This window comes from Burkholderia sp. AW33-5 (genome assembly GCF_053427615.1).
On the sequence record NZ_JBSAXA010000002.1, the window covers coordinates 508,642 to 535,456 of the forward strand.

The window sequence follows — 26,815 nt, forward strand, 5'->3', positions numbered from 1 at the left end:
GCGATGACCGCAGCGTTTCCGCAGATCCTCGCGCTCGGCGAGGCGATGATCGAATTCAACCAGTCGCAGCCGGGGCGTCCGGAGTTCCTGCAGGGCTTCGGCGGCGACACGTCGAACTTCTGCATCGCCGCGGCGCGTCAGGGCGCGTCGACGGGCTTCGTGTCGGCGATCGGCGACGATCCGTTCGGCCGCTTGCTGGCCGACATGTGGGCGGCGGAAGGCGTCGACACGACGTACGTGCGGATCGACCGCTCGGCGCCGACCGGCGTGTATTTCGTCACGCACGGCGCGGACGGCCACCAGTTCGACTATCTGCGCGCGGGCTCCGCGGCGAGCCGCTACGCGGTCGCCGACCTGCCGCTCGATGCGCTGGCCGCGGCGAAGGCCGTGCACCTGTCGGGCATCAGCCTCGCGATCAGCACGGCCGCATGCGACGCCGCGTTCGCGGCGATCGACCACGCGCGCGGCAACGGCGCGCAGGTCAGCTTCGATACGAACCTGCGCCTGAAGCTGTGGCCGCTGCCGCGCGCCCGCGCGGTGATGCGCGAGGCGCTGCGCCAGACGGACATCTGCCTGCCGAGCTGGGACGACGTCACGGCGCTCACGGGCGCGAACGATCGCGACGCGATCGTCGATGCGATGCTCGAACACGGGCCGCGGGTCGTCGCGCTGAAGCTCGGCAAGGAAGGCGCGTACGTGGCGACCCCGAACGAACGGCGAGTGGTGCCGGGCTTCGCGGTCGAGGCCGTCGACGCGACGGGCGCGGGCGACTGCTTCGGTGGCGCGTTCGTGGCGCGGATCGTCGCGGGCGACGATCCGTTTGCGGCGGCGCGTTATGCGAACGCGGCCGCGGCGCTGTCGACGACGGGTTACGGCGCGGTCGCGCCGATTCCGCGCCGCGAGGCGGTGGAACGCCTGATGCAGGGCTGACGCGGATCACGCACGCCGGTCGTGACCTCGCTCGCGTGACGCACGCATCCGCAATCCCTGGATGACGGGCGACATGCGACGTGAAGGTGGCCAGCGGCGTGCGTACCGCGATCGGTGTTTGCGCACGCGCGATCGCTACGCGCGCGTGACGACGACCATCGGCGGCAGGCAGCATGCCGCCGTGTTTTTTCGAGCGAATCTGAAGCAAGGAGCAACACAAGGTGGGTCGATATTCGGAATGGCAACGTACGCTGGTGATTGCCGGTGCGCTGGCGGCGGGCCTCGCGATGCCGGGCGTGGTCGCGGCGCAGGCCGCCGCGCCGGGCGTGGAGCAGGATGAAGCGGCACCCGCGCGGCCGCTGCGGCCGAATCCGGAATTCGCCCGCCTGCCGCGCTACGAAGGCACGCTCGGCGACCGGCCGATCGTCGTGCATCTCGGGCCGAAGACGGACGAGGAAGGCGTGCATGGCGAATACCAGTTCGCGGACACGGGTGAGGTCGTGCTGCTCGCCGGCGACCGCGACGGCGACACGCTCGAAATCGAGGAATCGAACGACGGCACGAACATCACGGGTGTGTGGATCGGCCGCTTCGACGCGACGGGCGACCTGAAGGCCGATCGGATGAACTCGGACGAATCGGATCCGCAACCCGTCGTGCTGCGCCTGGCGCCGGGCAAGCGCGCGGCGCTGCAGGTGCGCGACGGCCGGATACGGGAAATCGAGACGGTCGGCGGCATCGTCAACCTGCGCACCGACGACTGAGCACGCGCTGGCTCGGTGCGCGCGGCGCGCATTGTACCGGGCCAAGCGCGCCGATTTTGGCTAATCTAGCGACACATTCCGCAACCGAACGGCCTTTCCCCCGGCCTCCTGCCATGACTGCATCCAATCCGAAGCGCGCACTCCAGACCCGCATCGTTCAACCCGACGACATCATTCCGGAAGGCTTCCGCTCGTTCGTCCCGCCGGTCGCGCGGGCATCGACGGTCGTGTTCCCCGATCTCGCGACGATGCGCGCGCTGGTCTGGCACAACGACAACCAGTGGCGCTACGGGCTGCACGCGACGCCGACGTCGCTCGCGCTCGCGCAGCGGCTCGCCGAGATCGAGGGCGGCACGCATGCGCTGCTGCAGCCGTCGGGCCTCGCGGCGATCATGAACGTCTATTTCGGGATCGTGAAGGCGGGCGACGACGTGCTGATCCCGCACAACATCTACGGGCCGAACGCCGATTTCGGCAACTGGCTCGCGAAGGATTTCGGCATCACCGCGCGCTTCTACGATCCGCTCGTCGGCGCCGGCATCGCCGACCTGATCCAGCCGAACACTCGGCTGATCTGGATCGAGGCGCCGGGCTCGGTGACGATGGAAGTGCCCGACGTGCGCGCGATCACGACGGTCGCGCGGGCGCGCGGCGTCGTCACCGCGATCGACAACACGTATTCGGCCGGCCTCGCGTTCAAGCCGTTCGAGCATGGCGTCGACATCTCGGTGCAGGCGCTGACCAAGTATCAATCGGGCGGCAGCGACGTGCTGATGGGCGCGACGATTACCGCGAACGCGGAGCTGCACGCACAACTGAAGCTCGCGCGGATGCGCTGCGGGATCGGCGTGTCGGTCGACGATTGCTCGCTCGTGCTGCGCAGTCTGCCGAACATGCAGGTGCGCTTCGACGCGCACAGCAAGAGCGCGCTCGCGCTCGCGAAATGGCTGAAGGCGCGGCCGGAAATCGCCGCCGTGCTGCATCCGCAACTGCCGGACTGTCCGGGGCACGCATCGTTCGTGCGCGACTTCACCGGCGCGGGCGGGCTGTTCTCGGTGGTGTTCGACGAACGCTACAGCAGCGAGCAGATCGATCGTTTCGTCGAGGCGCTCGAGCTGTTCGCGATCGGCTGGAGCTGGGGTGGTGCATGCAGCCTCGCGATGCCTTACGACGTGGCGTCGATGCGTGCGGAGTGGCCGCATCGCGGCACGCTGGTGCGCTTTTACGTCGGTCTCGAAGACGAAGCCGACCTGCGTGCGGACATCGAGCGCGCGCTGCAGGCTACGCTCGGCCGATAACGGAACCGAAGCGGAAAAACGAAACGCCCGCGCGATGCAATATCGCGCGGGCGTTTTTTCATGGACGGCGTGCGCAGACCGGAAATCAGAACAGCCGCAGCAGCCCGTCGAGGCCCACGTGGTCGAATGCGACGGTGGCTGCATCGCGCACGACGGGCTTGGCGTGGAACGCGACCGACAGCCCGGCTTCGGCCATCATCTTCAGATCGTTCGACCCGTCGCCCATCGCGATCGCGCGGCTCGGCTCGAGGCCGAGCGATGCGCAGGTATCGCGCAGCATGCGCGCCTTCACGTCCGCGTTGACGATTTCGCCGAGCACCTTGCCGGTCAGCTTGCCGTCGACGATCTCGAGCGTGTTCGCGTGCGCGTAGTCGAGGCCGAGGCGCGCCTTCAGGCGCTCGGTGAAGAACGTGAAGCCGCCCGACACGAGCAGCGTCTTCAGTCCCGCGGCCTTCACGCCGGCGAGCATCGTCTCCGCGCCCGGCGACAATTGCAGCCGTTCCTCGTACACGCGCTCGAGCGCCTGCGCGTCGAGCCCCGCGAGCAGCGCGACGCGACGCGTGAGGCTTTCGTTGAAGTCGCGGATCTCGCCGCGCATCGATGCCTCGGTGATCTCCGCGACCTGCGTCTTCAACCCGCAGAAATCGGCGATCTCGTCGATGCATTCGATCGTGATCAGCGTCGAATCCATGTCCATCACGACGAGCCCGAACTCGCCGAGCGTACGGCCCGCTTCGACGAAGCCGAAGTCGAGCGCGTGCGTGCCGCAGTACGCGTCGATGTCGAGCCGCTGCGCGGGGTTTGCGTTTTCGATACGCAGCGCGTGATCGTCGGTCTGCACGATGCGGGTGCCGCGCGACAGCGCGAGCAGCGGTTTGTGATGCGCGTCCGACAACGGCGCGAGACTCTGGATGACGAGGTTGTGGGTCATGACGGAATGATTGGAAGCGAATGAAACGCGTGCGCGGCCGGCATGCGGCCGCCTGCGAACGCGGGCCCCGTCCGGCGTCGGGCCGTCGCGTCGCGAACGCGCCATTGTAGCCGGTTGGTGTCAGGGCGCGACCGGATCGCCGCGGATGCCCGGCCGGCGCCGCCGCAAGCTCCGCTCGCGGGACGGCGCCTATCGTTCACCCGCGCCATCCCAGTAAGGCGGATCGCCGAAGTGTTCGGCCAGGAACGCGATGAACGCGAGCGTCTTGAGCGGCACGTGCGCGCGGCTCGGATAGACGGCCCAGATCGCGACGTCGTTCGCGAACGGGTAATCGTCGAGCACCGTGACGAGCGCGCCGCTCGCGAGCAGCGGGCCGACGTCCCAGGTCGACTTGATCGCGATGCCGAAGCCGTCGACGAGCGCTTCGCGGATCGCCTCGCCGTTGCTCGCGACGAGCCGGCCGCCGACGCGCACGGTGAGCGGGCCTTGCGGCGTGACGAACGACCAGTCGCGCTGGTCGCCGAGAATCACGCATTCGTGCTGTGCGAGGTCGGCGGGATGGCGCGGCGTCCCGTGTTCGGCGAGATACGCGGGCGAGCAGCACAGCACGCGCCGGTTGGCGGCAAGCCTGCGCGCGACCAGCGTCGAGTCCTTCAGCGCGCCGAGGCGGATCGCGACGTCGTAGCCGTCGTCGACGAGGTCCATGATCTCGTCGGATAGCCTGAGGTCGAGCGACACGGACGGGTAGCGGCGCAGGAATGCGGGGATCACGGGCGCGACGTGCTGGCGGCCGAACGACGACGACATCGACACCTTCAGCCGGCCATACGGCTCGCTGCGGCCGTGGCCGACCGACGCGCGCGCGGCGTCGGCGGCCGACAGCAGCGCCTCGGCGCGGGCCATGAAGATTTCGCCGTCCTGCGTGAGGCTGATGCGGCGCGTGGTGCGATGCAGCAAGCGCGCGCCGAGCTGACGCTCCAACTGCGCGATGCGCGCGCTTGCGACCGCGGCCGACACGCCGAACTCGCGTCCGGCCGCGCTCACGTTCGCGAGCAGCGCCGCGCGCACGAACAGGCCGACGTCGAGCAGGTCGAGCGGCTTGTCGGGGGCCGGAATCGGATCGGATGCCATTATTCTGAAATTCCTGAAAATGTTTCAGGAAATATAGCGGTTTTCTCGAAGGATCGGGCCGCCTACGATGGCAGGCATGGGGCTGCGCCGCGGCCCGCCCGATTTCCCTGAAGGAGTTTCGTGATGAAAGCCGTTGGACTGACCCGTTATCTGCCGATCGACGACCCGCAGGCGCTCGTCGACGTGGAGCTGCCGCAACCCGTGCCGGGCCCGCGCGACCTGCTCGTGAAGGTCGAGGCGATCTCCGTGAACCCGGTCGACACCAAGGTGCGCGCGCCGAAGCAGCAGGTCGAGGAGACCCCGCGCGTGCTCGGCTGGGATGCGGCCGGCACGGTCGTCGCGGTCGGTGCCGAGGTGACGATGTTCCGGCCGGGCGACGAGGTGTTCTACGCGGGCAGCATCACACGCCCCGGCGCGAACAGCGAATTTCACACGGTCGACGAGCGGATCGCGGCGATCAAGCCGCGCTCGCTCGATTTCGCGGCGTCGGCTGCGTTGCCGCTCACCGCGCTGACCGCGTGGGAGGCGCTGTTCGACCGGCTGCGCGTGTCGCCGCAGGGCGCGGACGCGGGCAAGTCGGTGCTGATCGTCGGCGGCGCGGGAGGGGTGGGTTCGATCGCGATCCAGCTGGCGAAGACGCTCGGCAAGCTGCACGTGATCGCGACCGCGTCGCGGCCGGCGTCGGCCGAATGGGTGCGCTCGCTCGGCGCGGACGACGTGGTCGACCATTTCGGCGACTTGCCCGCGCAACTGCGCGAGATCGGTCATGCGAACGTCGACTATGTACTGATCTTCAACGACACGGATCGTCATTTCCCTGCCGCGGCGGAAGTCATCCGGCCGCAGGGTGGCATTTGCACGATCGTCGAGAACGAGAAGCCGATTCCGGTCGAGCTGCTGAAGGCGAAAAGCGCCGCGTTTCACTGGGAGTTCATGTTCACGCGCGCGATGTTCGAGACGCCGGACATGGTCGAACAGCACAAGATCCTGAGCGAGGTGGCGAGGCTCGTCGACGGCGGCACGCTGCGCACGACGCTCGGCGAGCAGCTCGGCACCATCAACGCCGCGAACCTGCGGCGCGCGCACCAACTGCTCGAGGCCGGGCGCGCGATCGGCAAACTGGTGCTGAGCGGATTCTGACCTCGAGGTCGGGGCGGAAAACCCGAGTTGGCCCGGCGTTTTCTCGAGCGGCGGCATCGCCCGTACGGGATACGGCGTCGCGAACGCAAGCGGGGTAACACCCGATGCGTTTGCGGCGCATTGCATGCCGCTTGGCGGTAGACTGGCAACGCATCATGCATCGAAAACCGCGCGGCACGCGCGTGCCGCCGCATTACAAGGAGGTCAGCATGAGCCAACGCAGCTTGTCAGTCGCCGCATCGTGGTCTGCCGTGTTCGCGGCGGCGTGCGTCAGCGCGAGCGTATTCGCGGCGCCGCCGGTCAAGGGCAGCCTGAAGGGCGGCGGCACGGGGCAGCTCGAATACACCGTCAAGGTCGACTCGAAGACCTTCGGCAATACGCAGGAGACGCGCAAGATCCGTTCGGGCGAAACGGACGACTTCAACTGGAAGTCGGTGCCGCCGGGCGGCGCGGTCGCGATGCCCGACGGTTGCCCGAACGCCGACAACCTGCCGCGCGACGCGAACGGCGCGATGGTGCGCCAGACCCAGGTGCGGCTCGCGCCGTCGGTCGACGCGAAGGGGATCGCGAACGTGCAGATGAGCTTCCAGGCTGCTGCGCCGAAAGGCACGCGCAACGTGAGCGCGGGCGGCAAGTCGCTGCAGTGCCCGGACGTCGTGTCAGTGAGCCAGGTCAAGTGGGTGTCGATTTCGACCAATGGCGGGTCGAAGTCCGTCACGATGAGCGACGGCACGAAGGTGACGGTGTCGATCAAGCGCTGAGCGGGGCGCGCGGGCCGGCAAGGCGTCCGGTGCGCGCGCAACCATCGCGATGCGCATCCGGGCGATCCGGGCAGGGTCGCGCGTGACGGTTTCATGGCGTGCGGCGTCGGGCCTTTCCATTGAGCGATGTTCGACTTCGTCACGCCCGGCGCACGACGGTGGCGCGGTCATTTGCGCAGGAGGCCTGCGTGACGTCCTGCGGATGTCACGCTATCCTTGCGGCATCCTCCATCTTCCCCGAACGACATTCCGATGAAACATTACATGCGCGTGCTGCTGTCGGCTGCTGCGTTCGTTGCTGCCCATGCGCAGGCGGCGGACGATTGCAGCTTCGTGAAGAAGGTCGAGCTGCCGACGCGACAGCAGATCGCCGTCGTGTCGAGCGGCGCGCTCGAGCCGTGCTCGACCGGCAGCTACGCGGTGCGCGTGTATTCGACCGCGCATGCCGCCCCCGGCTTCGATACGGACGACTACGTGACCGGCGTGCTGCATGCACGTGACGGCACCGTCGCCGATGCCTTCACCGCCGATCTCGGCGCGCGTGCGCCGCAGGCGCTCGTCGTCACGACACGCTCGGCCGGCAGCGGCGGTTACGTCGGTGCGCAGGCCTATGTGACGACGCCGCGCGCGGTGCGGCTCGTCGCGTCGGTTGACGGGCTCGCGCCCGACGCCGACGTCTCGGCCGCGTTGCGCCAGGCCATCGGCAAACGCCGCGCCGCCCGCTGACCGCACGCCACGCGGATGCCGCGTGCGATGCGGCGCCGCGGGTCAATGCGCGCGTTCCTCGAGCCGCGTTGCAAGAAAGCGGTGATCGGCCGAGAACAACCGGCGATACGTCATCAGCACCGCGCCAACGGTGCCGAGCGCGGACGCCGCGGCGATCAGGAACATGATCACGATCTGGTAGCGCACGGCCTGCAGCGGCGACTGGCCGGCCAGCACCTGGCCCGTCATCATCCCCGGCAGGCTCACGACGCCGACGACGGCCATCTGGTTGAGCGTCGGCAGCATGCCCGCGCGCACGGCCTGGCGCGCGGCGTCCTGCGCGGCTTCCCAGCGCGTCGCACCGAGCGCCAGTGCCGTCTCGACGCGGTCGCGCCGCGCGGTCAGTTCCTCCATCATCCGTTCGACGCCGAGCGACACGCCCGTGAGCGTATTGCCGAGAATCATCCCGAGGATCGGGATCGCATATTGCGGCGTGTACCACGGATGAATGCGGATCACGACGAACAGGCCGACGGCCGCGACGAACCAGCTGCTGAACCAGATCGACGCAATGCTGTCGACGCGCTGTCCGCGATACGTGCGCTTGCCGCGGCCGGCGCCCGCGAAACCTGCAATCAGCGTCATCAACGCGGTGAGCGGCAGCACGACGGTCCAGTGCGGATGACCGAACACCCAGCCGAGCACGTAGCCGATCGCCAGCAGCTGCACGACGGTGCGCACGGCGGCGAGCGCGAGCTTGCGCCCGAGGCCGAGCGACAGCGCGGCCGAGATCGCACCGTTGACCGCGACGAGCGCGGCGGCGATGCCGACGTCGACGAGACTCAGATCCTGCAGAGCGGGGCTCATGGCTGCGCCTCCATCGCGTTCGCGGCGTGCAGCACGCCGGCCTGCATCACGAGCCGCATCGTGCCGATGCGGGCGGCTTGCGCCGGATCGTGCGAGATCCACATGTAGGCGCGTGCATCGGGGGCCGCGTCGAACCAGGCGCCGACGAGCGCTTCGATCGCGCGCGTCGAGTCGGGGTCGAGCGCGGACGTCGGTTCGTCGAGCAACAGCACGTCGGGGTCGAGCTGCAGCACGCGCAGGAGCGCGGCGATCTGCGCTTCGCCGCCCGACAGTTCGCTCGCCCGCTTGTCGAGAAAATCGGCGCCGCGGCCGGCGCGTGCCGCGAGCGCTTCGGCGCGGGCACGGTCGAACGTCACGTCGCGATAGATCGCGAGTGAATACGGATAGCGCAACTGCGCTTCGACGGTCCCGTCCATTTGCGCGGGCCGCTGGCGCACGTAGGCGACGCTGCGCCGGTAGCGCGGAATCGCGCCGCGCCTGATCCGCTCGCCGCGCCAGAGGATATGCCCGCCGTCGAGTGGATCGAGCAACGCGAGCGCGCGCAGCAGCACGCTCTTGCCGGAGCCCGACGGTCCCGTGATAGCAATTCGCGATCCCGCGGCGAGGCTGAAGTCGGTCGACGCCAGCAGCGTCTTGCCGCTGCTGGCGTCGCGGCGCGTGATGTGCTGCGCATCGATGAGACCGGAGGGGGCTGTCATGTCACAAATGAAAAAAAGCGTTAATGGCGCCGAAGCGTTACTGCAGCGTGCGCCATAATACCTATTGAAAAGCCGCCGGTGTCGTGCTCCGTTCACTCACGCAAGTGGCCCGACATGGCGCGCAAACTCTGCAGAACAACAACGGAACCGCCATGACGCTAGCACGAGCCATCGGCAAATCGGCTGCATGGATCGTCGGTATCGTCGCACTGATCCTCGCGGCGGCCGGCATCTTCATTTTCACGTTCGACTGGAACCACGCGAAACCGTGGGTCAACGAACATGTGAGTACCGCACTTGGCCGCCCGTTCGCGATCAACGGCGATCTCAAGGTCGGCTGGCGTCGCCCCGACGGCGAGACCGGCTGGCGCGCATGGGTGCCCTGGCCGAGCTTCTCCGCCACGCAACTCGAGATCGGCAACCCGGACTGGGCGAAGGGGCCCAAGTTCGTCACGCTCGATGCCGCGCATTTCGATCTCGCGATTCTTCCGCTCCTCGCGCACGAAATCGTCATTCCGTCGATCGATGTCGTCAATCCCGCGGTCGACCTCGAGCGGCTCGCCGACGGCCGCAATACGTGGACCTTCCAGTTCAAGCAATCGTCGCAGCCGTCGCCGTGGAAGGTGCGGCTCGACAGCTTCGGTTTCGCGAAGGGCATCGTCACGTATCGCGATGCGATCACGAAGGCCGATCTCACGGTCGCGATCGATACGCTCGGCCAGCCGATTCCGCTCGGCGACGTGCTGAAGGAGCAGGAGCAAACGTCGCGCGCGGCGTCGGCGCAGCGTGTCGGCAAGAGCGGCGCCGCCCGACTGAGCGCGAAGGCGAGTGCCGAGGCTGCGTCGGGTGCGTCGGCGGCGCAAGGCGCGAGCGGGGCGTCCGCAGTCGCGACGTCGGGTGCCTCCGCTGCCGCGCCGGCTACTTCGGTTTCCTCCGCATCCACGGCCGTGCCGGCATCCGGCGCGAGCGGTGCGTCCGCTGCGTCGGGTGCCGCTGCGCCCGCGAAGCCGGCCGGCCCGACGTATGCGTTCGGGCTCAAGGTCGACGGCCGCTACAAGAACGTGCCGGTCAGCGGCACCGGCAAGGTGGGCGGCGTGCTGGCGATCGAGAACGCGACGCAGCCGTTCCCGCTGCAGGCCGACGTGAAGGCCGGCGACACGCGGCTGGCGATCGTCGGCACGCTGACCGACCCGATGCATCTCGCGGCACTCGACCTGCGTCTGTGGCTGCAAGGCACGTCGATGTCGCATCTCTACCAGATCACCGGCATCACGCTGCCGGACACGCCGCCGTATGCGACCGAGGGGCGCCTGATCGGCAACATCAAGCAGCACGCGAGCACGTTCCGCTACGAGAATTTCAACGGCCGCGTCGGCGGCAGCGATCTCCGCGGCACGCTCACCTGGGCGCAGCGCGAGCCGCGGCCGAAGCTGTCGGGCGAGCTCGTGTCGAACCTGCTGCAGTTCTCCGACCTCGCGCCGGTGATCGGCGCCGACTCCGCCGCGAGCAAGGCGAAGCGCGGCGACACGACGCGCCAGCCGCCGGACCGCGTGCTGCCGGTCGCGACGTTCCGCACCGAGCGCTGGAGCGCGATCGACGCGGACGTGAAGTTCACCGGGCGCAAGCTGATCAAGAGCCCGCAACTGCCGATCACCGACCTCTACACGCACATCCTGCTACAGGACGGCGTGCTGTCGCTCGAACCGCTGCAGTTCGGCGTCGCGGGCGGCACGCTCGCGACCAACGCGCATCTCGACGGCAGCCGCACGCCGCTCAAGGGCCGCTTTACGCTGGCCGCGCGTCACTTGAGGCTGAAGCAACTGTTCCCGACGCAGAAGGTGATGCAGACCGCGCTCGGCGAAATCAACGGCGACGCGTCGCTGTCGGCGACCGGCAATTCGCCGGCCGCGCTCGCGGCGACGTCGACCGGCGAAGTGAAGGCGCTCATCACGGATGGCCGCATCAGCCTGCTGCTGATGGAGGCGGCAGGGCTGAACGTCGCGAACGTCGTCTATGAGAAGCTGTTCGGCACCCGCGACGTGAACATCAATTGCGCGGCGATCGACTTCGTCGCGAACGACGGCATGCTCGACCCGAAGGTGTTCGCGCTCGATACGGACGACGCGCTGATCAACGTCGACGGCCCGGTCAACCTGCGCGATGAATCGATCGACCTGAAGATCCATCCGCATACGAAGGGTTTCCGGGTCTTCTCGTTGCGTTCGCCGTTGTACGCGAAGGGCACGTTCAAGAACCCGAAGGTCGGCGTCGACGCCGGCGCGCTCGCGCTGCGCGCGGGCGCAATGGTCGGGCTGGGCCTGATCAACCCGTTCGCGGCGCTGATTCCGCTGATCGCGCCGAGCAATAACCGCGACGTGCCGTGCTCGGAGCTGTTCGGGCAGATGAAGGCCAAGGCGGCGCAGAAGGAGGCGCTGAAGGCCGGCAAGTGAGGATGTCCGGGGCAGGGCCGGCGCCGCGCGCGGCGGGCCGGCTGGCGGGGCCGGAACAGGGCGGTCGGCAGTTTCCCCGACACCTGCTAAAATACACGGTTTTCCGTCGATTTCTCTCTTACGGGACCTGCCGTGCTTTCTACTGCCAACATCACGATGCAATTCGGGCCGAAGCCCTTGTTCGAGAATATCTCGGTCAAATTCGGCGAGGGCAACCGCTATGGTCTGATCGGCGCGAACGGCTGCGGCAAGTCGACCTTCATGAAGATCCTCGGCGGCGACCTCGAGCCGAGCGCCGGCAACGTCGCGCTGGAGCCGAACGTGCGCCTGGGCAAGCTGCGCCAGGACCAGTTCGCGTATGAAGACGTGCGCGTGCTCGACGTCGTGATGATGGGCCACACCGAGATGTGGGCCGCGATGACCGAGCGCGACGCGATCTACGCGAACCCGGATGCCACCGACGACGACTACATGCACGCGGCCGAGCTCGAAGGCAAGTTCGCCGAATACGGCGGCTACGACGCCGAGGCGCGCGCGGGCGCGCTGCTGCTCGGCATCGGCATCGAGGAGAAGTTCCACAACGGCACGATGGCCGACGTCGCGCCGGGCTGGAAGCTGCGCGTGCTGCTCGCGCAGGCGCTGTTCTCGAAGCCGGACGTGCTGCTGCTCGACGAACCGACCAACAACCTGGACATCAACTCGATCCGTTGGCTCGAGCACACGCTCAACGAGTACAACTCGACGATGATCATCATCTCGCACGATCGTCACTTCCTGAACTCGGTGTGCACGCACATGGCCGACATGGACTTCGGCACGCTGAAGGTCTGGCCGGGCAACTACGACGACTACATGCTCGCATCGGCACAGGCGCGCGAGCGTCAGGCCGCGGCGAACGCGCGCGCGAAGGAGCGCGTGGCCGAGCTGCAGGACTTCGTGCGCCGCTTCTCGGCGAACAAGTCGAAGGCCCGCCAGGCAACGAGCCGCGCGAAGCAGATCGACAAGATCAAGATCGAGGAATTCAAGCCGTCGTCGCGTCAGAACCCGTTCATTCGCTTCGAGTTCGAGAAGAAGCTGCACAACGTCGCGGTGGTCGCCGAAGACATCACGAAGAAGTACGAGCGCACCATCTTCCAGAACTTCAACCTGTCGGTGCAGCCGGGCGAGCGCATCGCGATCATCGGCGAGAACGGCGCGGGCAAGACCACGCTGCTGCGTTCGCTGCTGGGCGCGCTGCAACTCGATCACGGCACGGTGAAGTGGTCCGAGAACGCGAATGTCGGCTACATGCCGCAGGACACGTACGAGGAGTTCCCGAACGACATCACGCTGATGGACTGGATCGACCAGTACCGCAAGGACGGCGACGACGAAACCATGGTGCGCGGCACGCTGGGCCGCCTGCTGTTCTCGTCGGACGACATCAAGAAGTCGGTGAAGGTGCTGTCGGGCGGCGAGAAGGGGCGCATGATCTGGGGCAAGCTGATGCTCGGCCGCCACAACGTGCTGCTGATGGACGAGCCGACCAACCACATGGACATGGAGTCGATCGAGTCGCTGCAGATCGCGCTCGAGCAGTTTGAAGGCACGCTGATCTTCGTGTCCCACGACCGCGAATTCGTGAGCGGGCTGGCGAACCGGATCATCGAAGTGCGCACGGACGGCACGCTGTTCGACTTCGGCGGGAATTACGAGGAGTTCCTCACGAGCCAGGGGCAGGAGTAATTGCCCGGGCAGCCATGCCCGATCTGATGTACCGGAAGCCCGCCAGGTGGAAGCCTGGCGGGTTTTTTCGTATCCAGGCTGACCAGGTGAGCGCGTGCCGCGCCAGCCCGGCGTCCCGATGAAGGGAAAATGTCAGGTCGGGCGTTGTGCCCGCGATCGCGATTCGACGCGGCGGCGCCGTTCCCCGCCGGCAGCCGCTTGCTCCACCTCGCGCGTCGCCCGGCGCGTCAATCCGCGAGCCGCTTGTCGGCGAGCGCCTTGCAGCAGTCCTCGTACACCCATTGCACGAGTTTCGCCCGGTAGTCGAGATCGTCGGTATCGACGATTTCCTCGACCGCGTCGCGCGCCCACGACGCGTCGACGAAATCGGCGTGCCGCTTTGCGATGTCCTGCGCCAGCGCGGCCAGCTTCGCGATCGCGAGCCAGTCGGACTGCCGGTGGTGGCGGTCGAGCCAGCGGTGTGCGGCCTGCACCTGGAACGACGCGTCCGGCCAGGATTCGTTCAGGTAAAACGCGCCGAGATTGCCGCAGGTGAGCCAGCACAGCAGCTCCAGGCGATCTTGCGAGCCGAGGATATGGGGTGCGTCGGTCATGGCAGCGCTCACGAAAGCATCGATTCCGGGTGGCGCGGCCTGCAGCAGCCGGCGCCGATACTAAAAACATAGCACGATGCGGGGCCCGAGGTGCGACCTCGTGACGCGCCGGCGCGGCGCGGATGCCGCGGTGGCGGGAAGCGGGCGTCCGGCGCCCGGTCCCAGGCGTCCGCGCGGGCCGTTCGACGACGCTCGAAGTCACGCTCGGCGTCGTCGCGGAGCCGCGCCGCACTCGTTAGAATGGCCGTTTTCCGGGAGACAGGAAGCGATGAAAATCTACGATCAGTTCTATATCGACGGCGCATGGCGCAAACCGGCCGGAACGGGCACGATCGACGTGATCGACTCGGGCACCGAGGCCGTGATCGGCCGGATTCCCGAGGGCGTGGCGTCGGACGCGCAGGACGCGATCCGCGCGGCGCGCGCGGCATTCGACGCATGGGCCGCGACGCCGGCCGCGACGCGCGCGGGCTATCTGCGCAAGATCGTCGAGCGTCTGCAGGCGCGCAGCGAGGAACTCGCGCAGTCGATCACCGGCGAAGTCGGGATGCCGATCAAGCTGTCGCGCGCGATCCAGGTCGGCGGTCCGATCTACAACTGGAAGGCATACGCGAAGCTCGCCGAATCGTTCGAATTCGAGGCGAAGGTCGGCAACTCGCTGGTGGTGCGCGAGCCTGTCGGCGTCGTCGCGGCGATCACGCCGTGGAACTACCCGCTCAACCAGATCACGCTGAAGGTCGCGCCGGCGCTGGCGGCCGGCTGCACGGTCGTCCTGAAGCCGTCCGAAGTCGCGCCGCTCAACGCGTTCATGCTCGCCGAGGCGATTCACGAAGCGGGCCTGCCGGCGGGGGTGTTCAACCTCGTGTGCGGTTATGGCCCGGTCGTCGGCGAGGTGCTGGCGACCGATCCGGACGTCGACATGGTGTCGTTCACGGGTTCGACGCGCGCCGGCAAGCGCGTGGCCGAACTCGCGGCGGCGGGCGTGAAGCGCGTCGCGCTCGAACTGGGCGGCAAGTCGGCGTCGGTGATTCTCGATGACGCCGATTTCGCGGTGGCGGTGAAGGGTACGGTCAACGCGTGCTACCTGAACGCGGGCCAGACCTGTTCGGCACATACGCGGATGCTGGTGCCGGAGGCGCGCTACGACGAGGCGCGCGCGATCGCGAAGGCGGCAGCCGAAGCGTATGTCGCGAGCGACCCGCGTCAGGAAACGACGCGCCTCGGCGCACTCGCATCGGCCGTGCAGCAACAGCGCGTGCAGGCCTACATCCAGCGCGGAATCGACGACGGCGCGGAACTCGTGACCGGCGGAACGGGCCTGCCGGAAGGGCTCGCGAAGGGCTTCTTCGTGAAGCCGACGGTGTTCGGCCGCGTCGATCCGAAATCGACGATCGCGCAGGAAGAGATCTTCGGGCCGGTGCTGTCGATCATCACGTATCGCGACGAAGACGAAGCCGTGCGCATCGCGAACGATTCGCCGTACGGGCTCGGCGGCGCGGTATGGGCGGGCAGCGACGAACGCGCGATGCGCGTCGCGCGCCGCATCCGCACGGGGCAGGTCGACATCAACGGCGGCACGTGGAACGGCGCCGCGCCGTTCGGCGGCTACAAGCAGTCGGGACACGGTCGCGAAAACGGCGTGTACGGGCTCGAAGAGTATCTCGAATACAAGTCGATGCAGCTCAAGCCGGTGAATCCGGCCTGAGCGTTTCACGCCGCATGACCCGGAACGGCACGCTCGCGTGCCGTTTTTTTATTGACCGCCGTCAAGGTGCGCGCCGGTGGATCCGTCGATCATCGCGTTTCCGATTTCCGATGTTTCGACGAGGTTCAGATGACCGCACGCACTTCCTTCCCGCCGCTCACGATTCGCGGCCGCACCTTGCTGCCCGTGGTGCAGGGCGGCATGGGCGTCGGCATCTCAGCGCACCGCCTCGCGGGCAGCGTCGCGCGCGAAGGCGCGCTCGGCACGATCGCGAGCATCGACCTGCGTCACCACCATGCGGACTTGCTCGCACGCTGTCGCGCGAATCCCGATCGCGCGACGCTGGAGGCCGCGAACCTCGAGGCGCTCGCGCGCGAGATTCGCCTCGCGAAGACCTACAGCGAAGGACGCGGGATGATCGCGGTCAACGTGATGAAGGCGGTGAGCGCGCATGCGGACTACGTGCGCGTCGCGTGCGACGAAGGCGCGGACGCGATCGTGATGGGCGCAGGCCTGCCGCTCGATCTGCCCGATCTCACGCAGGGTCATGACATCGCGCTGATCCCGATCCTGTCGGACAGCCGCGGGATCGCGCTGGTGCTGAAGAAGTGGATGAAGAAGGGGCGGCTGCCCGACGCGATCGTGATCGAGCATCCCGCGCATGCGGGCGGCCACCTCGGCGTCACGCAGATCGACGACATGCACGATGCGCGCTTCGATTTCGCGCGCGTGCTCGACGAGACCGCGCAGGTGATGGCGTCGCTCGGTCTCGCACGCGACACGATCCCGCTGATCGTCGCGGGCGGGATCAACAGTCACGACACGGTGCGTGCGGCGCTCGCGGCCGGCGCGAACGGCGTCCAGGTGGGAACGCCGTTCGCGGTGACGGAAGAGGGCGATGCGCATCCGAACTTCAAGCGCGTGCTGGCCGATGCGCTGCCCGAGGACATCGTCGAATTCGTCAGCGTGACGGGGCTGCCGGCGCGCGCGGTGAAGACCCCGTGGCTCGATCGCTACCTGCGCAACGAAACGCGCATTCGCGACAAGCTCGGCGCGTTCAAGCAGCGCTGCCCGACCGCGCTCGAGTGCCTGAGCGTCTGCGGACTGCGCGACGGCATCGAAAAGTTCGGCCATTTCTGCATCGACACGCGGCTCTCGGCCGCGTTGCGCGGCGACGTCGCGAACGGCTTGTTCTTCCGCGGCCGCGAAGCGCTGCCATTCGGCAACGCGATCCGCAGCGTGCGCGATCTGCTCGACCTGCTGCTGACGGGCCGTGCGACGGAGCCTGCGACAAACCGTCCAATGTTTACGCTGGCTTGACGGATATCAAGACGACGCAAAGACCCTACGTGGAGAATGGAATAAATTCTACAAGGGGTCCGTACCATGCACAAAACGATTCGAACATGCATCACCGCTGCCGCCGTGGCGGCGAGCCTCGTCACGCTGCCCTCGCTGTCGCACGCGGCGTCGGCGGGAGACGGGATCAACCAGGGTGACGTCCTGGTCCGGCTGCGCGCGATCAGCATCCAGCCGAACGAGCGCGCGAGCGATACGCTCGGCGCGATCAATACCGGCGTGAACAACGCGATCGTGCCGGAACTCGACTTCACGTACATGATCCGCGATTACCTGGGCGTGGAGCTGATTCTGGGCACGTCGCGGCACCAGATGACGTCGAGCCTCGGCAATCTCGGCGGCGTGGGCGTGCTGCCGCCGACGCTGCTGCTGCAGTACCACTTCAACCATGCCGGCAAGGTGCGTCCGTACGTCGGCGCGGGCCTGAACTACACGTACTTCTACAACAACGGGCTCAACGTCGGCGGGGAAGGCGTGTCGATCAACAAGAGCAGCTTCGGTCCCGCGCTGCAGTTCGGCGTCGACGTGCAGTTGACGAAGAAGGTGTTCATGAACGTCGACGTGAAGAAGATCTGGATGAGCACCGATGCGACGCTCGGCGACAAGGGCATCGGCACGCTGCACATCGATCCGTTGATCGTCGGCGTGGGCGTCGGGATGAAGTTCTAGACGCGAGCGAAAAAGAACAGAGTTGGGGTTGGCGGCATGGCAGTCGGCATGCCGCTCTTTTTTTGTGCGGCGGATTTACAGCTTGTCGTACTGAAAGCGCATCGCGGTGCCTTCGCGCGTGATGCGCTCCCACACCGCGCGTTTCTCGTCGTCGCTCAGGAACACCCAGTTCGACACTTCGCCGGCCGTGCGGCCGCAGCCCTTGCAGACTTCGTCGAAGAGGGTCGAGCACACGCCGATGCAGGGGCTGTCGGGCAGGTCGTGGAGGTTGGAGGCCATCGGAAGGGTTCGCGCGTTGAATCGTCAGGGCGTCATTTTAATGCATCGCGACGACGCACCCCGGCCGTGATCCCGGTGGTGCGACGGCCACCCGTCCGGACGGTGTCGCGGCCGCCTTCTTTTCCTGATGGACAGACGCCGATTACCCGATAGAATTCCTCCGGAACGCCCCGCTGCGCGGGCCGCCCGAGCGGCCGGCCGCGGCAATCTGTTCCGTTTGCGCGACACCGGCATGATTTTTTTGTGACGGAGCGCGAATGGTGGTAGCGTTCGGGGTTTTCGAGGGGCGGCGTGCCGGGATGCGCCGCCATGACGAGGCAGACGGCAGCCGGACACGGGTTCGGCCGGAGGGAGAACGGGATGAAAGCAAAGGTAGTGGGCCGGTTCGCAGCGCTTGCGCTGTGCGTGGGTGCATCGGCGGCGGCGGCGAAGGATACGCAGCTCAATGTCTATAACTGGTCCGATTACATTGCGAAGGACACGATCCCGAACTTCGAGAAGCAGGCGGGCGTCAAGGTTCGCTACGACAACTACGACAGCGACGACACGCTGCAGGCGAAGCTGCTGACCGGCAGCTCGGGCTACGACATCGTCGTGCCGACCAGCAACTACGCGGGCAAGCAGATCGCGGCCGGCATCTTCACGCCGCTCGACAAGTCGAAGCTGCCGAACCTCAAGTACCTCGATCCGCAACTGATGGCGCTCGTCGCCGGCGCGGACCCGGGCAACAAGTATTCGGTGCCCTGGGCGTACGGCACGACCGGTCTCGCGTACAACCTGACGAAGGCGCAGCAGGCGCTCGGCAAGGTTCCGCTCGACAACTGGGACATCCTGTTCAAGCCGGAAAACATCTCGAAGCTGAAGACCTGCGGCGTGTCGGTGCTCGACGCGCCGGACCAGATGTTCGCAGCGGCGCTGCACTACATCGGCAAGGATCCGATGAGCACGAACCCGGCCGACTACAAGGCCGCGATGGAAGTGCTGAAGAAGATCCGCCCGTACATCACGCAGTTCAACTCGTCGGGCTACATCAACGACCTGGTCGGCGGCGACATCTGCTTCGCGTTCGGCTGGTCGGGCGACGTCGTGATCGCGAAGCATCGCGCGATCGAGGCGAAGAAGCCGTACAAGGTCGAGTACTACATTCCGAAGGGCGGCGCGCCGGTCTGGTTCGACGTGATGGCGATCCCGAAGGACGCGAAGAACAAGGACGCCGCGCTGCAGTGGATCAACTACATCGAGGATCCGAAGGTGCACGCGGCGATCACGAACGCCGTGTACTACCCGAGCGCGAACGCCGAAGCACGCAAGTACGTGCGGCCGGACGTCGCGAACGACCCGGCCGTCTACCCGCCGGCCGACGTCGTGAAGACGCTGTTCCTGCTCAAGCCGCTGCCGCCTGAAATCCAGCGTCTGCAGACGCGTCTGTGGACCGAGTTGAAATCGGGCCGCTGAAGCGAGCCGGAGCAGGCCAGCAGTCATGAAGCCCCTGGTGTCCCCGGGGGCTTTGTTCGTCAAACGCAGGAGAGAAGCAGCACATCATGAATAGCCAGTCGGGTGCGCCGGTCGCGGGCGCGCCGTCCTTCGTTCCTTCGTCCGGCGCCGATGCGCGCGCCGAGAACTTTGTCCAGATTGTCGACGTCGTCAAGAAATTCGGCGAGACCGAAGTGGTACGCAACGTGAACCTGACGGTGCGCCAGGGCGAGCTGTTCGCGCTGCTCGGCAGCTCGGGTTCCGGCAAGTCGACGCTGCTGCGCATGCTCGCGGGTCTCGAGACGGTCACGTCGGGCAAGATCCTGATCGACGGCGAGGACCTCGCGCAGATGCCGCCGTACAAGCGGCCCGTGAACATGATGTTCCAGTCGTATGCGCTGTTCCCGCACATGTCGGTCGAATCGAACGTCGCATACGGCCTCAAGCAGGAAGGCACGCCGAAGGCGGAGCTGAAGGAACGCGTCGCGGCGGCGCTCGAGCTCGTGCAGATGAGCAAGTACGCGAAGCGCAAGCCGCACCAGCTGTCGGGCGGCCAGCAGCAGCGCGTCGCGCTCGCGCGTTCGCTCGTCAAGCGCCCGAAGGTGCTGCTGCTCGACGAGCCGATGTCGGCGCTCGACAAGCAGATCCGCCAGCGCACGCAGATCGAGCTCGTCAACATCCTGAACAAGGTCGGCGTCACCTGCATTATGGTCACGCACGACCAGGAAGAGGCGATGACGATGGCGAACCGGCTCGCCGTGATGAGCGAAGGGCAGATCGTGCAGATCGGCTCGCCGAACGAAGTCTACGAATATCCGAACAGCCGCTTCTCGGCCGAGTTCATCGGCTCGACCAACCTGTTCGAAGGCGTCACCGTCGAGGACGAACCCGATCACGTGTACATCGAATCGCCGGAGCTGCCGAGCCGGCTGTACGTGAGCCACGGGATCACGGGCCCGCTCGGAATGCCGGTCACGGTGTCGGTGCGCCCCGAGCGGATCGCGCTCACGCGCAAGCCGCCCGAAGGCGCGTTCAACTGGGCGCGAGGCAAGATCACCAACGTCGCGTACATGGGCGGCTATTCGCTGTATCACGTGAAGCTCGATGCGGGCAAGACGGTGATCGCGAACGTGTCGAGCCTCGCGATCTCCGAGCTCGACACACCGTCGCTCGGCGACGAGATCTACGTGCGCTGGAGCGCGACCGCGGGCGTGGTGCTGACGTCATGAGCACGCTCAAGTCCCTGCTCGCATGGCCCGTGCGGCGCTTCAACCTGACCGGCGGCTCGGCGGTCGTCGCGGGGCCGTATACGTGGCTCGTGCTGTTCTTCCTCGTGCCGTTCGTGCTGGTCGTGAAGATCAGCTTCGCGGAGCTGCAGCTCGGCATTCCGCCGTATACGGAACTCGCGTCATACGCGGACGGCGTGGTGCACATCGCGCTGAACCTGTCGCACTATGCGTTCCTGCTCACCGACAGCCTGTATTTCGCGACCTACGTGAATTCGGTGGTGGTCGCGGCGATCACGACGCTGCTGTGCCTGCTGATCGGCTATCCGATGGCGTATTACATCGCGCGTTCGAACCCGGCGACCCGCAACCTGCTGATGATGGGCGTGATGCTGCCGTTCTGGACGTCGTTCCTGATCCGCGTGTATGCATGGATCGGGATCCTGAAGAACAACGGGCTCCTGAACAACTTCCTGATGTGGATCGGCCTGACCCACACGCCGATCGAGCTGTACCGCACGAACTACGCGGTGTACATCGGGATGGTGTATTCGTACCTGCCGTTCCTCGTGATGCCGCTGTACGCGCACCTCGTGAAGATGGACCTGCGCCTGCTCGAAGCCGCGTACGACCTGGGAGCCAGGCCGTGGAGGGCGTTCGTGCAGATCACGCTGCCGCTGTCGAAGAACGGGATCATCGCGGGCTGCCTGCTGGTGTTCATTCCGGCGGTCGGCGAGTACGTGATTCCGGAACTGCTCGGCGGCGCGAACACGCTGATGATCGGCCGCGTGATGTGGAATGAGTTCTTCAACAACGCAGACTGGCCGATGGCGTCGGCCGTGACCTGCGCGATGGTGCTGCTGCTGCTCGTGCCGATGGCGATGTTCCAGCACTTCCAGGCGAAGGAGCAGGAGGGCCGCCGTCGATGAAGCCGAATCGTTACCTGCAGTTCGCGGCGCTGTTCGCCGGTTTCGCGTTCCTGTATATCCCGATCATCAGCCTGATCGTCTATTCGTTCAACGAGTCGAAGCTCGTCACCGTGTGGTCGGGCTTCTCGTTCCGCTGGTACTCGGCGCTCGTGGAGGACGACGAACTGCTGACGGCCGCATGGCTGTCGCTGAAGATCGGCGTGCTGACCGCGTTCGCGTCGGTGTTCATCGGCACGTGGGCCGGCTTCGTGCTCGCGCGGATGGGTCGCTTTCGCGGCTTCGCGCTGTTCAGCGGGATGATCAACGCGCCGCTGGTGATTCCCGAAGTGATCCAGGGGATCTCGCTGCTGCTGCTGTTCATCGAACTGGCGAAGTGGATCGGCTGGCCGGCCGAGCGCGGCGTGTTCACGATCTGGCTGGGCCACGTGATGCTGTGCATCTCGTACGTCGCGATCATCGTGCAGTCGCGCGTGCGCGAACTGAACCCGTCGCTCGAGGAAGCCGCGCTCGATCTGGGCGCGACGCCGCTGAAGGTGTTCTTCACGATCACGCTGCCGCTGATCTCGCAGGCGCTGATCGCGGGCTGGCTGCTGTCGTTCACGCTGTCGATCGACGACCTCGTGCTGTCGGCGTTCCTGTCGGGCCCCGGCTCGACGACGCTGCCGCTCGTCGTGTTCTCGCGCGTGCGCCTCGGCCTGAACCCGGAGATGAACGCGCTCGCGACGCTGTTCATCGTCGCGGTGACGGCCGGCGTGGTGATCGCGAACTTCGTGATGCTGCGTCAGGAGCGCAAGCGGATGATGTCGTTCGCGACCTGACGCGCGCACGGCCGTCGTCATGAAAAACGCCCGGTGCCGACGTCGAGTCGGACCGGGCGTTTTCCTTATGTGCCGCGCCGAGGCGCTCAGTATGCGAAGCTCTTGCCGGGCGTCTTCCACACTGCCGTGGCCATAGTGCAAGCCTGCAGCGTCACGGCGCTGCCGGCCGGCGCGAGGCAGCGGCCGGTGGCCTGCGACACGAGTTGCGCTGTGCCCGGCAGCGTGCCGGCCTTCACCTGCCACTGCTGGCTCGCCGTGCCGGGCACGCAGGTGCGCAGCAGCGCGCCGTTGGCCGAGCCGGGCGCCTGCGCGGTGAGGCAGTAGCTGTACTTGGTCTGCAGCGTGCCGTCGCCGGCCACGACCCACAGTTGCGGATTGAAGTGCGTGCCGCCGGATGCGCGCACCGACGCGAGCGTCGGGCATGCGCCGAGCGTTGCGACGCTGCCGTCGGTCAGGCCGCCCGACGCCGTCAGACACGCGCCGCCGCTTTTTACGAGGCCGGCGGCCGATTGCTGCGGCCCGCCGATCAGCGTGGCGACGCCATTCGCTTGCGACGCGTTCGCATAGCTCGCCGGACACGACTTGTTGACCGTGACCGAGGGTGCCGGGACCGACACCGCGTTGCCGATCGCGTCATACGCGCGAATGCTGAACTGCGCGTCCGTATGCGCGATCGACGCGCAGCTCGTGCGGCTCGAGTTCCAGTCGAAATATTCGACCCACTGGCTGATCCAGCCGACGGGCACCTGCGTCTGCGTGGTGCCGACGTAGATGCTGCCGATATCGAAGCTGTCGCCGGTTGTACCGTTCGTCACGTCGGTCACGTTGCTCTTGAACCAGCCGGGGCCCTGGCTCGTGTCCGGCGTGATGCGGAACCGGTACGTGTGGCCCGCGTGCCACTCGTAGCGATAGCGGCATTGCGCGCCCGCGCTGCCGTCCGTCGCCGAGCCGCTGACCGTGCAATAGCTTCCCGCGCCGATGCCCGCGCTCGCGGGCGTGCCGGGTTTGGCGGCGGTCGCGCCCCACAGGCTGAACAGGAACTGCTTGCCGACGCCTTCGCTGGCCGACACCAGCTCGGTCGACTGCAGGCCGGTGTAGCCGTTGAGCGAGCCGATCTGGTTCGACCAGAAGACGTTCGAGTTCGGGCCCGGGTCCGTTGCCGGCGTGATGAACAGGTCGAGCGTGCCGACGCTGCGTACCGTCGACGGGAACCACGTGTCGCTGTAAAGCCCCGGCGTCGAGCCGAGGAAACCGGACAGCGTCGGCGCGGTGGCGGCCGTCAGCGTCGCGAGCCCTGCGGCCGTATCGGCCGTAATCGTGAAGCTGCGCGCGCCTGCCGGCGGCAGCGCCGCGACCGGCGGCACACCGAGCGTGAAGCCGAGCGTGCAGGTGCCGCCCGCCGGCACCGTCATGCCCGACAACGCGATGCGCGACGTGCCGTCGTCGGTGAGCGTGCCGCCACACGTGCTGGTGAGGCCGCTCGCGCTGAAACCGGATGGCATGCCGATGAAGAGCCCGGCGGCAGCGGGCGCGGTGCCGGTGTTGGCGAGCTTGAGCGTTGCCTTGTCGGTTCCGCCGACCGACGGGGAGAGACTGGCGAGCGTCAGCGTCGCCGTATAGGCGGATGCGGCTAGCGCGGTGAGTGGCGTCAACAGCAGTGCGGCAAGTGCCGCGCTTCCTCGTTTACCGATGTGCATGACCGGACTCCAGGGTTCTTGTTGGTGTCGACGCGCCGGGCACCGGCGCGCGGGGAGTCTAGCATGCGGCTTGCGGCGGTTTTGCGACGGCGGGTGCGGCTCCGGCGCAGGACGCGGGGGCGATCCCCGCGTACCGGTTCATGCGCCGAACGCCGCCTTCGCCAGCAACCCGAGCGCGACGCAGACGAGCACGGCAGCGAAGCCGGCCTGCACGTGCCGCGCGGACAGGTGCCGGGACGCATTGCGTCCGATCGCCATGCCAATTGCGGTCGCGACCGTGAACCACAGCGTCATGTCGAGCGGCGCGCGCGTGCCCGACACGAGCGTCGCGAGCACGCCGCCGGTGCCGACCAGCGCGATCACCATCAGCGACGTCGCGACCACGCCGTGCATTGACACGTTCGTGAACTTGCGCAGCATCGGCACGATCACGAAGCCGCCGCCGACGCCGAGCAAGCCCGTCATCAGCCCCGTCACCGCGCCGGTCGACGCGAGCGCGAGCCCGACCGGCCAGGACCACACGAGGCGGCCCGTATCGGGATTCACGCGGCCGACGCACAACCGCGATTCGTCCGCGTCGCCGGAGGCGTGGCGCAGTGCCTGCCGCAGCAGGCGGCCCGCGACGACCAGCATCGTCAGCGCGAACAGCGCCAGCAGCACGCGTTGCGGCAGCACGTGCGCGAGCTTCACGCCGAGCGTCGTGAGCGGTACGCCGGCCACGGCCATCAGCAGCGCCGCCCGATAGCGCACGAGCCCGCGGCGAAACCCTTCGAGCGCGCCGAGCGCGGCGCTGCCCGCGACCGCGACGAGCGCGACGGGCGTGGCCTGCTGCATCGGCCAGCCCATCCCGACGACGAGCGCGGGCACCGCGAGAATGCCGCCGCCCGCGCCGGTGAGGCCGAGCACGGCGCCGACGAGGCTGCCGAGTACGAGGGAAATCAGCATGGTGTCATCGGGTTCCGGTCAACGTGCGATCGCGGGCTTCGCGAGCCATTCGCGGCCCTTGAGCATTGCCTTCCAGTAGAGCGGCGGCAGCAGGCGCTCCTTGAGCAGCCACGCGAGCCGGGACGGACGCCGGCCGTCGATCAGCCACGCGGGGAAGGTCGGCGCGACCTTGCCGCCGTAGAGGAATTCGGCGAGCACGATCTTGCCGCGCTCGACGGTGAGCGGGCACGACCCGTAGCCGTCGTACGCGGCGTCGCCGTGCGCGCGGCCCAGCGACGCGAGCACGTTGTGCGCGACGACGGGCGCCTGCTTGCGCGCGGCCGCGGCGGTCTTCGCATTGGTCGTGTTGGTGACGTCGCCGAGCGCGAAGATGTCCGCGAACTGCTTGTGCCGCAGCGTCGCCGGATCGACGTCGATCCAGCCGGCCGCATCGGCGAGCGGGCTCGCGCGCACGAAATCGGGCGCCTTCTGCGGCGGCACGACGTGGATCATGTCGAACGCGCGCTCGACGGTTTCCGTGCCGCCGTCGGGCAACGCGCGCCGGAACGTCGCGCGTCGCGCGGGCCCGTCGATCGCGACGAGGTTGTGGCCGAACGACAGCGCGATGTCGTAGCGTTTCACGTACTCCATCAGCGCGGGCACGTAGTCGGCGACCCCGAACAGCGCGGCGCCCGCATTCAGGAACTCGACGTTCGCGGCGCCGAGGCGGCCCGTGCGCCGCCAGTGATCGCACGACAGGTACATCGCCTTCTGCGGCGCGCCCGCGCACTTGATCGGCATCGGCGGTTGCGTGAACAGCGCGTTGCCGCCGCGGAACGCCTGCACCAGTTCCCACGTGTACGGCGCGAGGTCGTAGCGATAGTTCGACGTGACGCCGTTGCGGCCGAGCGTTTCCGCGAGGCCGTCGATCGCGTGCCAGTCGAGCTTGAGCCCCGGGCACACGATCAGCTTGCGGTAGCCGATGCGCCGGCAGCCATCGAGCACCACGGTGTGCGCGTCGGGCTCGAAGCCGGCGACGGCGGCCTGGATCCATTTCACGCCGCGCGGAAGCAGGTCGACGATCCGGCGCGCGGTCGTGTCGGGCCGGAACACGCCCGCGCCGACCATCGTCCAGCCGGGCTGGTAGTAGTGCGTCTCGGCCGGGTCGATCACCGCGATATCGAGCGATGCGTCGCGCGCAAGCAGGCTCGACGCGACCGCGACGCCGGCCGCGCCCGCGCCGACGATCACGATGTCGTGCCGCGCGTCGACGGCCGGCGCGGCCTGGCGGCCGTCCTGCGCGAGTCCTTGCGCGGAACCGCGTGTGAGACGCGGCGCGAGCGCGGCGAGATCATAGCCGGCCGCGGCGGCGATCGCGACGATGTCGCCGGCCGGACGCCTGTCGGCCTGCGACAGCGCCCACAGCGTCGCCGAGCGCGTGCCGCTACGGCAGTATGCGAGTACCGGGCCCGCGAGCGACGCGACGAGCGCGTCGAACTGCCGGGCCTGATCGTCGGTGACCTTGCCGGTGTCGACGGGCAGGTAATGGACGGCGATGCCGAGCGGCGCGGCGGCGGCGCGAATCTCGGCGACGGTCGGCTGATCGGCGCCTTCGCCGTCCGGGCGGTTGCAGACGATCGTGCGGATGCCGGCCGCGTGGAGCGCGGGCAGGTCGGTCGCGGCGATCTGGGGCGAGACCGACAGCAGGTCGGTCAGCGGGCGGATGGTCATGTCGGGGGTTCT

The 26,815-nt window shown here is 67.6% G+C and carries 24 protein-coding genes; 15 read left to right on the plus strand and 9 right to left on the minus strand.

The window, feature by feature from the left end; genetic code table 11:
• Window positions 1–3: 3 nt before the first annotated feature.
• The 3 genes from ACV22V_RS05835 to ACV22V_RS05845 all read left to right on the plus strand — a co-directional run bounded on the left by ACV22V_RS05835 (window position 4) and on the right by ACV22V_RS05845 (window position 2,992).
• A complete protein-coding gene (locus tag ACV22V_RS05835) occupies window positions 4–930 on the plus strand; it encodes a sugar kinase (protein WP_175912468.1) in 927 nt (308 codons plus the stop codon).
• A gap of 221 nt (window positions 931–1,151) precedes the next feature.
• Window positions 1,152–1,694: a hypothetical protein gene (locus ACV22V_RS05840; protein ID WP_448013221.1), complete on the plus strand. Its 543-nt coding sequence runs from the start codon at window positions 1,152–1,154 to the stop codon at window positions 1,692–1,694.
• Window positions 1,695–1,807: 113 nt separating this feature from the next.
• On the plus strand, window positions 1,808–2,992 hold the full coding sequence (locus ACV22V_RS05845; protein ID WP_448013222.1) for a cystathionine beta-lyase: 1,185 nt from the start codon (window positions 1,808–1,810) through the stop codon (window positions 2,990–2,992).
• 85 nt (window positions 2,993–3,077) lie between these two features.
• Here ACV22V_RS05845 and serB read toward each other — a convergent pair whose 3' ends face one another.
• Entirely contained in the window at window positions 3,078–3,923 is an 846-nt protein-coding gene (gene serB / locus ACV22V_RS05850) for a phosphoserine phosphatase SerB (RefSeq protein WP_059524213.1), read from the minus strand.
• Between the two features lie 189 nt (window positions 3,924–4,112).
• Window positions 4,113–5,054, minus strand: a complete 942-nt coding sequence (locus ACV22V_RS05855) for a LysR family transcriptional regulator (protein ID WP_448013223.1) — start codon at window positions 5,052–5,054, stop codon at window positions 4,113–4,115.
• Window positions 5,055–5,177: 123 nt separating this feature from the next.
• Between ACV22V_RS05855 and ACV22V_RS05860 the strand changes: the two genes are divergently transcribed.
• The 3 genes from ACV22V_RS05860 to ACV22V_RS05870 all read left to right on the plus strand — a co-directional run bounded on the left by ACV22V_RS05860 (window position 5,178) and on the right by ACV22V_RS05870 (window position 7,681).
• Entirely contained in the window at window positions 5,178–6,194 is a 1,017-nt protein-coding gene (locus ACV22V_RS05860) for a zinc-binding alcohol dehydrogenase family protein (RefSeq protein WP_448013224.1), read from the plus strand.
• Window positions 6,195–6,403: 209 nt separating this feature from the next.
• Window positions 6,404–6,955, plus strand: coding sequence for a DUF6013 family protein (locus ACV22V_RS05865; RefSeq protein ID WP_059691830.1), 552 nt, complete (start codon window positions 6,404–6,406; stop codon window positions 6,953–6,955).
• A gap of 252 nt (window positions 6,956–7,207) precedes the next feature.
• Window positions 7,208–7,681, plus strand: coding sequence for a PliI family lysozyme inhibitor of I-type lysozyme (locus ACV22V_RS05870; protein WP_059691653.1), 474 nt, complete (start codon window positions 7,208–7,210; stop codon window positions 7,679–7,681).
• A gap of 42 nt (window positions 7,682–7,723) precedes the next feature.
• Here ACV22V_RS05870 and ACV22V_RS05875 read toward each other — a convergent pair whose 3' ends face one another.
• Together ACV22V_RS05875 and ACV22V_RS05880 are read right to left on the minus strand one after the other, a co-directional pair.
• Complete coding sequence (locus tag ACV22V_RS05875) at window positions 7,724–8,527, minus strand: ABC transporter permease (protein ID WP_448013225.1); 804 nt, start codon at window positions 8,525–8,527, stop codon at window positions 7,724–7,726.
• Window positions 8,524–9,225, minus strand: a complete 702-nt coding sequence (locus ACV22V_RS05880) for an ABC transporter ATP-binding protein (protein ID WP_448013226.1) — start codon at window positions 9,223–9,225, stop codon at window positions 8,524–8,526. The genes ACV22V_RS05875 and ACV22V_RS05880 overlap by 4 nt, the downstream gene beginning before the upstream one ends.
• A gap of 152 nt (window positions 9,226–9,377) precedes the next feature.
• Between ACV22V_RS05880 and ACV22V_RS05885 the strand changes: the two genes are divergently transcribed.
• Window positions 9,378–11,675, plus strand: a complete 2,298-nt coding sequence (locus ACV22V_RS05885; RefSeq protein WP_448013227.1) for an AsmA family protein — start codon at window positions 9,378–9,380, stop codon at window positions 11,673–11,675.
• Between the two features lie 132 nt (window positions 11,676–11,807).
• The gene (locus ACV22V_RS05890) at window positions 11,808–13,400 is read left to right on the plus strand and encodes an ABC-F family ATPase (RefSeq protein WP_059524228.1); all 1,593 of its coding nucleotides are present in this window, start codon (window positions 11,808–11,810) and stop codon (window positions 13,398–13,400) included.
• Window positions 13,401–13,627: 227 nt separating this feature from the next.
• Here ACV22V_RS05890 and ACV22V_RS05895 read toward each other — a convergent pair whose 3' ends face one another.
• Window positions 13,628–13,993: a hypothetical protein gene (locus tag ACV22V_RS05895; RefSeq protein WP_059467440.1), complete on the minus strand. Its 366-nt coding sequence runs from the start codon at window positions 13,991–13,993 to the stop codon at window positions 13,628–13,630.
• Between the two features lie 268 nt (window positions 13,994–14,261).
• Here ACV22V_RS05895 and ACV22V_RS05900 point away from each other — a divergent pair, with 268 nt between their 5' ends.
• The 3 genes from ACV22V_RS05900 to ACV22V_RS05910 all read left to right on the plus strand — a co-directional run bounded on the left by ACV22V_RS05900 (window position 14,262) and on the right by ACV22V_RS05910 (window position 17,726).
• Window positions 14,262–15,698 carry an aldehyde dehydrogenase family protein gene (locus ACV22V_RS05900; protein WP_448013228.1) on the plus strand — a complete coding sequence of 479 codons (1,437 nt, stop codon included), beginning with the start codon at window positions 14,262–14,264 and terminating at the stop codon, window positions 15,696–15,698.
• Window positions 15,699–15,827: 129 nt separating this feature from the next.
• Complete coding sequence (locus ACV22V_RS05905; RefSeq protein ID WP_322039266.1) at window positions 15,828–17,018, plus strand: NAD(P)H-dependent flavin oxidoreductase; 1,191 nt, start codon at window positions 15,828–15,830, stop codon at window positions 17,016–17,018.
• A gap of 66 nt (window positions 17,019–17,084) precedes the next feature.
• Window positions 17,085–17,726: an OmpW/AlkL family protein gene (locus ACV22V_RS05910; RefSeq protein WP_059524231.1), complete on the plus strand. Its 642-nt coding sequence runs from the start codon at window positions 17,085–17,087 to the stop codon at window positions 17,724–17,726.
• Between the two features lie 75 nt (window positions 17,727–17,801).
• Here ACV22V_RS05910 and ACV22V_RS05915 read toward each other — a convergent pair whose 3' ends face one another.
• Window positions 17,802–18,005 carry a DUF1289 domain-containing protein gene (locus tag ACV22V_RS05915; protein ID WP_027784516.1) on the minus strand — a complete coding sequence of 68 codons (204 nt, stop codon included), beginning with the start codon at window positions 18,003–18,005 and terminating at the stop codon, window positions 17,802–17,804.
• 360 nt (window positions 18,006–18,365) lie between these two features.
• Between ACV22V_RS05915 and ACV22V_RS05920 the strand changes: the two genes are divergently transcribed.
• The 4 genes from ACV22V_RS05920 (at window position 18,366) to ACV22V_RS05935 (ending at window position 22,451) form a co-directional block, all read left to right on the plus strand.
• On the plus strand, window positions 18,366–19,460 hold the full coding sequence (locus ACV22V_RS05920; protein WP_059524232.1) for a polyamine ABC transporter substrate-binding protein: 1,095 nt from the start codon (window positions 18,366–18,368) through the stop codon (window positions 19,458–19,460).
• Window positions 19,461–19,546: 86 nt separating this feature from the next.
• Window positions 19,547–20,707 (plus strand): ABC transporter ATP-binding protein, encoded by a 1,161-nt coding sequence (locus ACV22V_RS05925; protein ID WP_059524233.1) that lies wholly within the window; start codon window positions 19,547–19,549, stop codon window positions 20,705–20,707.
• Complete coding sequence (locus tag ACV22V_RS05930) at window positions 20,704–21,633, plus strand: ABC transporter permease subunit (protein WP_059691659.1); 930 nt, start codon at window positions 20,704–20,706, stop codon at window positions 21,631–21,633. The genes ACV22V_RS05925 and ACV22V_RS05930 overlap by 4 nt, the downstream gene beginning before the upstream one ends.
• Window positions 21,630–22,451, plus strand: coding sequence for an ABC transporter permease subunit (locus ACV22V_RS05935; RefSeq protein WP_059524235.1), 822 nt, complete (start codon window positions 21,630–21,632; stop codon window positions 22,449–22,451). The genes ACV22V_RS05930 and ACV22V_RS05935 overlap by 4 nt, the downstream gene beginning before the upstream one ends.
• An 86-nt stretch (window positions 22,452–22,537) precedes the next feature.
• On the opposite strand, the gene ACV22V_RS05940 is transcribed toward ACV22V_RS05935, so the two are convergent.
• From ACV22V_RS05940 to ACV22V_RS05950, 3 genes are all read right to left on the minus strand, one after another.
• The gene (locus ACV22V_RS05940; RefSeq protein ID WP_082721983.1) at window positions 22,538–24,148 is read right to left on the minus strand and encodes an RICIN domain-containing protein; all 1,611 of its coding nucleotides are present in this window, start codon (window positions 24,146–24,148) and stop codon (window positions 22,538–22,540) included.
• Between the two features lie 138 nt (window positions 24,149–24,286).
• On the minus strand, window positions 24,287–25,093 hold the full coding sequence (locus tag ACV22V_RS05945) for a sulfite exporter TauE/SafE family protein (protein ID WP_448013229.1): 807 nt from the start codon (window positions 25,091–25,093) through the stop codon (window positions 24,287–24,289).
• An 18-nt stretch (window positions 25,094–25,111) separates the two neighbouring features.
• Entirely contained in the window at window positions 25,112–26,803 is a 1,692-nt protein-coding gene (locus tag ACV22V_RS05950; protein WP_223963987.1) for a bifunctional protein tyrosine phosphatase family protein/NAD(P)/FAD-dependent oxidoreductase, read from the minus strand.
• Window positions 26,804–26,815: the final 12 nt, after the last annotated feature.

What these genes read in the sequence shown, in the direction of transcription:
- ACV22V_RS05875 (WP_448013225.1), bottom strand. Translation starts at nt 8,527, where the DNA reads ATGAGCCCCGCTCTGCAGGATCTGAGTCTCGTCGACGTCGGCATCGCC.
- ACV22V_RS05860 (WP_448013224.1), top strand. Translation starts at nt 5,178, where the DNA reads ATGAAAGCCGTTGGACTGACCCGTTATCTGCCGATCGACGACCCGCAG.
- ACV22V_RS05865 (WP_059691830.1), top strand. Translation starts at nt 6,404, where the DNA reads ATGAGCCAACGCAGCTTGTCAGTCGCCGCATCGTGGTCTGCCGTGTTC.
- ACV22V_RS05870 (WP_059691653.1), top strand. Translation starts at nt 7,208, where the DNA reads ATGAAACATTACATGCGCGTGCTGCTGTCGGCTGCTGCGTTCGTTGCT.
- ACV22V_RS05845 (WP_448013222.1), top strand. Translation starts at nt 1,808, where the DNA reads ATGACTGCATCCAATCCGAAGCGCGCACTCCAGACCCGCATCGTTCAA.
- ACV22V_RS05905 (WP_322039266.1), top strand. Translation starts at nt 15,828, where the DNA reads ATGACCGCACGCACTTCCTTCCCGCCGCTCACGATTCGCGGCCGCACC.
- ACV22V_RS05885 (WP_448013227.1), top strand. Translation starts at nt 9,378, where the DNA reads ATGACGCTAGCACGAGCCATCGGCAAATCGGCTGCATGGATCGTCGGT.
- ACV22V_RS05910 (WP_059524231.1), top strand. Translation starts at nt 17,085, where the DNA reads ATGCACAAAACGATTCGAACATGCATCACCGCTGCCGCCGTGGCGGCG.
- ACV22V_RS05940 (WP_082721983.1), bottom strand. Translation starts at nt 24,148, where the DNA reads ATGCACATCGGTAAACGAGGAAGCGCGGCACTTGCCGCACTGCTGTTG.
- ACV22V_RS05900 (WP_448013228.1), top strand. Translation starts at nt 14,262, where the DNA reads ATGAAAATCTACGATCAGTTCTATATCGACGGCGCATGGCGCAAACCG.
- ACV22V_RS05950 (WP_223963987.1), bottom strand. Translation starts at nt 26,803, where the DNA reads ATGACCATCCGCCCGCTGACCGACCTGCTGTCGGTCTCGCCCCAGATC.
- ACV22V_RS05930 (WP_059691659.1), top strand. Translation starts at nt 20,704, where the DNA reads ATGAGCACGCTCAAGTCCCTGCTCGCATGGCCCGTGCGGCGCTTCAAC.
- serB (WP_059524213.1), bottom strand. Translation starts at nt 3,923, where the DNA reads ATGACCCACAACCTCGTCATCCAGAGTCTCGCGCCGTTGTCGGACGCG.
- ACV22V_RS05925 (WP_059524233.1), top strand. Translation starts at nt 19,547, where the DNA reads ATGAATAGCCAGTCGGGTGCGCCGGTCGCGGGCGCGCCGTCCTTCGTT.
- ACV22V_RS05895 (WP_059467440.1), bottom strand. Translation starts at nt 13,993, where the DNA reads ATGACCGACGCACCCCATATCCTCGGCTCGCAAGATCGCCTGGAGCTG.
- ACV22V_RS05915 (WP_027784516.1), bottom strand. Translation starts at nt 18,005, where the DNA reads ATGGCCTCCAACCTCCACGACCTGCCCGACAGCCCCTGCATCGGCGTG.
- ACV22V_RS05920 (WP_059524232.1), top strand. Translation starts at nt 18,366, where the DNA reads ATGAAAGCAAAGGTAGTGGGCCGGTTCGCAGCGCTTGCGCTGTGCGTG.
- ACV22V_RS05945 (WP_448013229.1), bottom strand. Translation starts at nt 25,093, where the DNA reads ATGCTGATTTCCCTCGTACTCGGCAGCCTCGTCGGCGCCGTGCTCGGC.
- ACV22V_RS05835 (WP_175912468.1), top strand. Translation starts at nt 4, where the DNA reads ATGACCGCAGCGTTTCCGCAGATCCTCGCGCTCGGCGAGGCGATGATC.
- ACV22V_RS05880 (WP_448013226.1), bottom strand. Translation starts at nt 9,225, where the DNA reads ATGACAGCCCCCTCCGGTCTCATCGATGCGCAGCACATCACGCGCCGC.
- ACV22V_RS05935 (WP_059524235.1), top strand. Translation starts at nt 21,630, where the DNA reads ATGAAGCCGAATCGTTACCTGCAGTTCGCGGCGCTGTTCGCCGGTTTC.
- ACV22V_RS05855 (WP_448013223.1), bottom strand. Translation starts at nt 5,054, where the DNA reads ATGGCATCCGATCCGATTCCGGCCCCCGACAAGCCGCTCGACCTGCTC.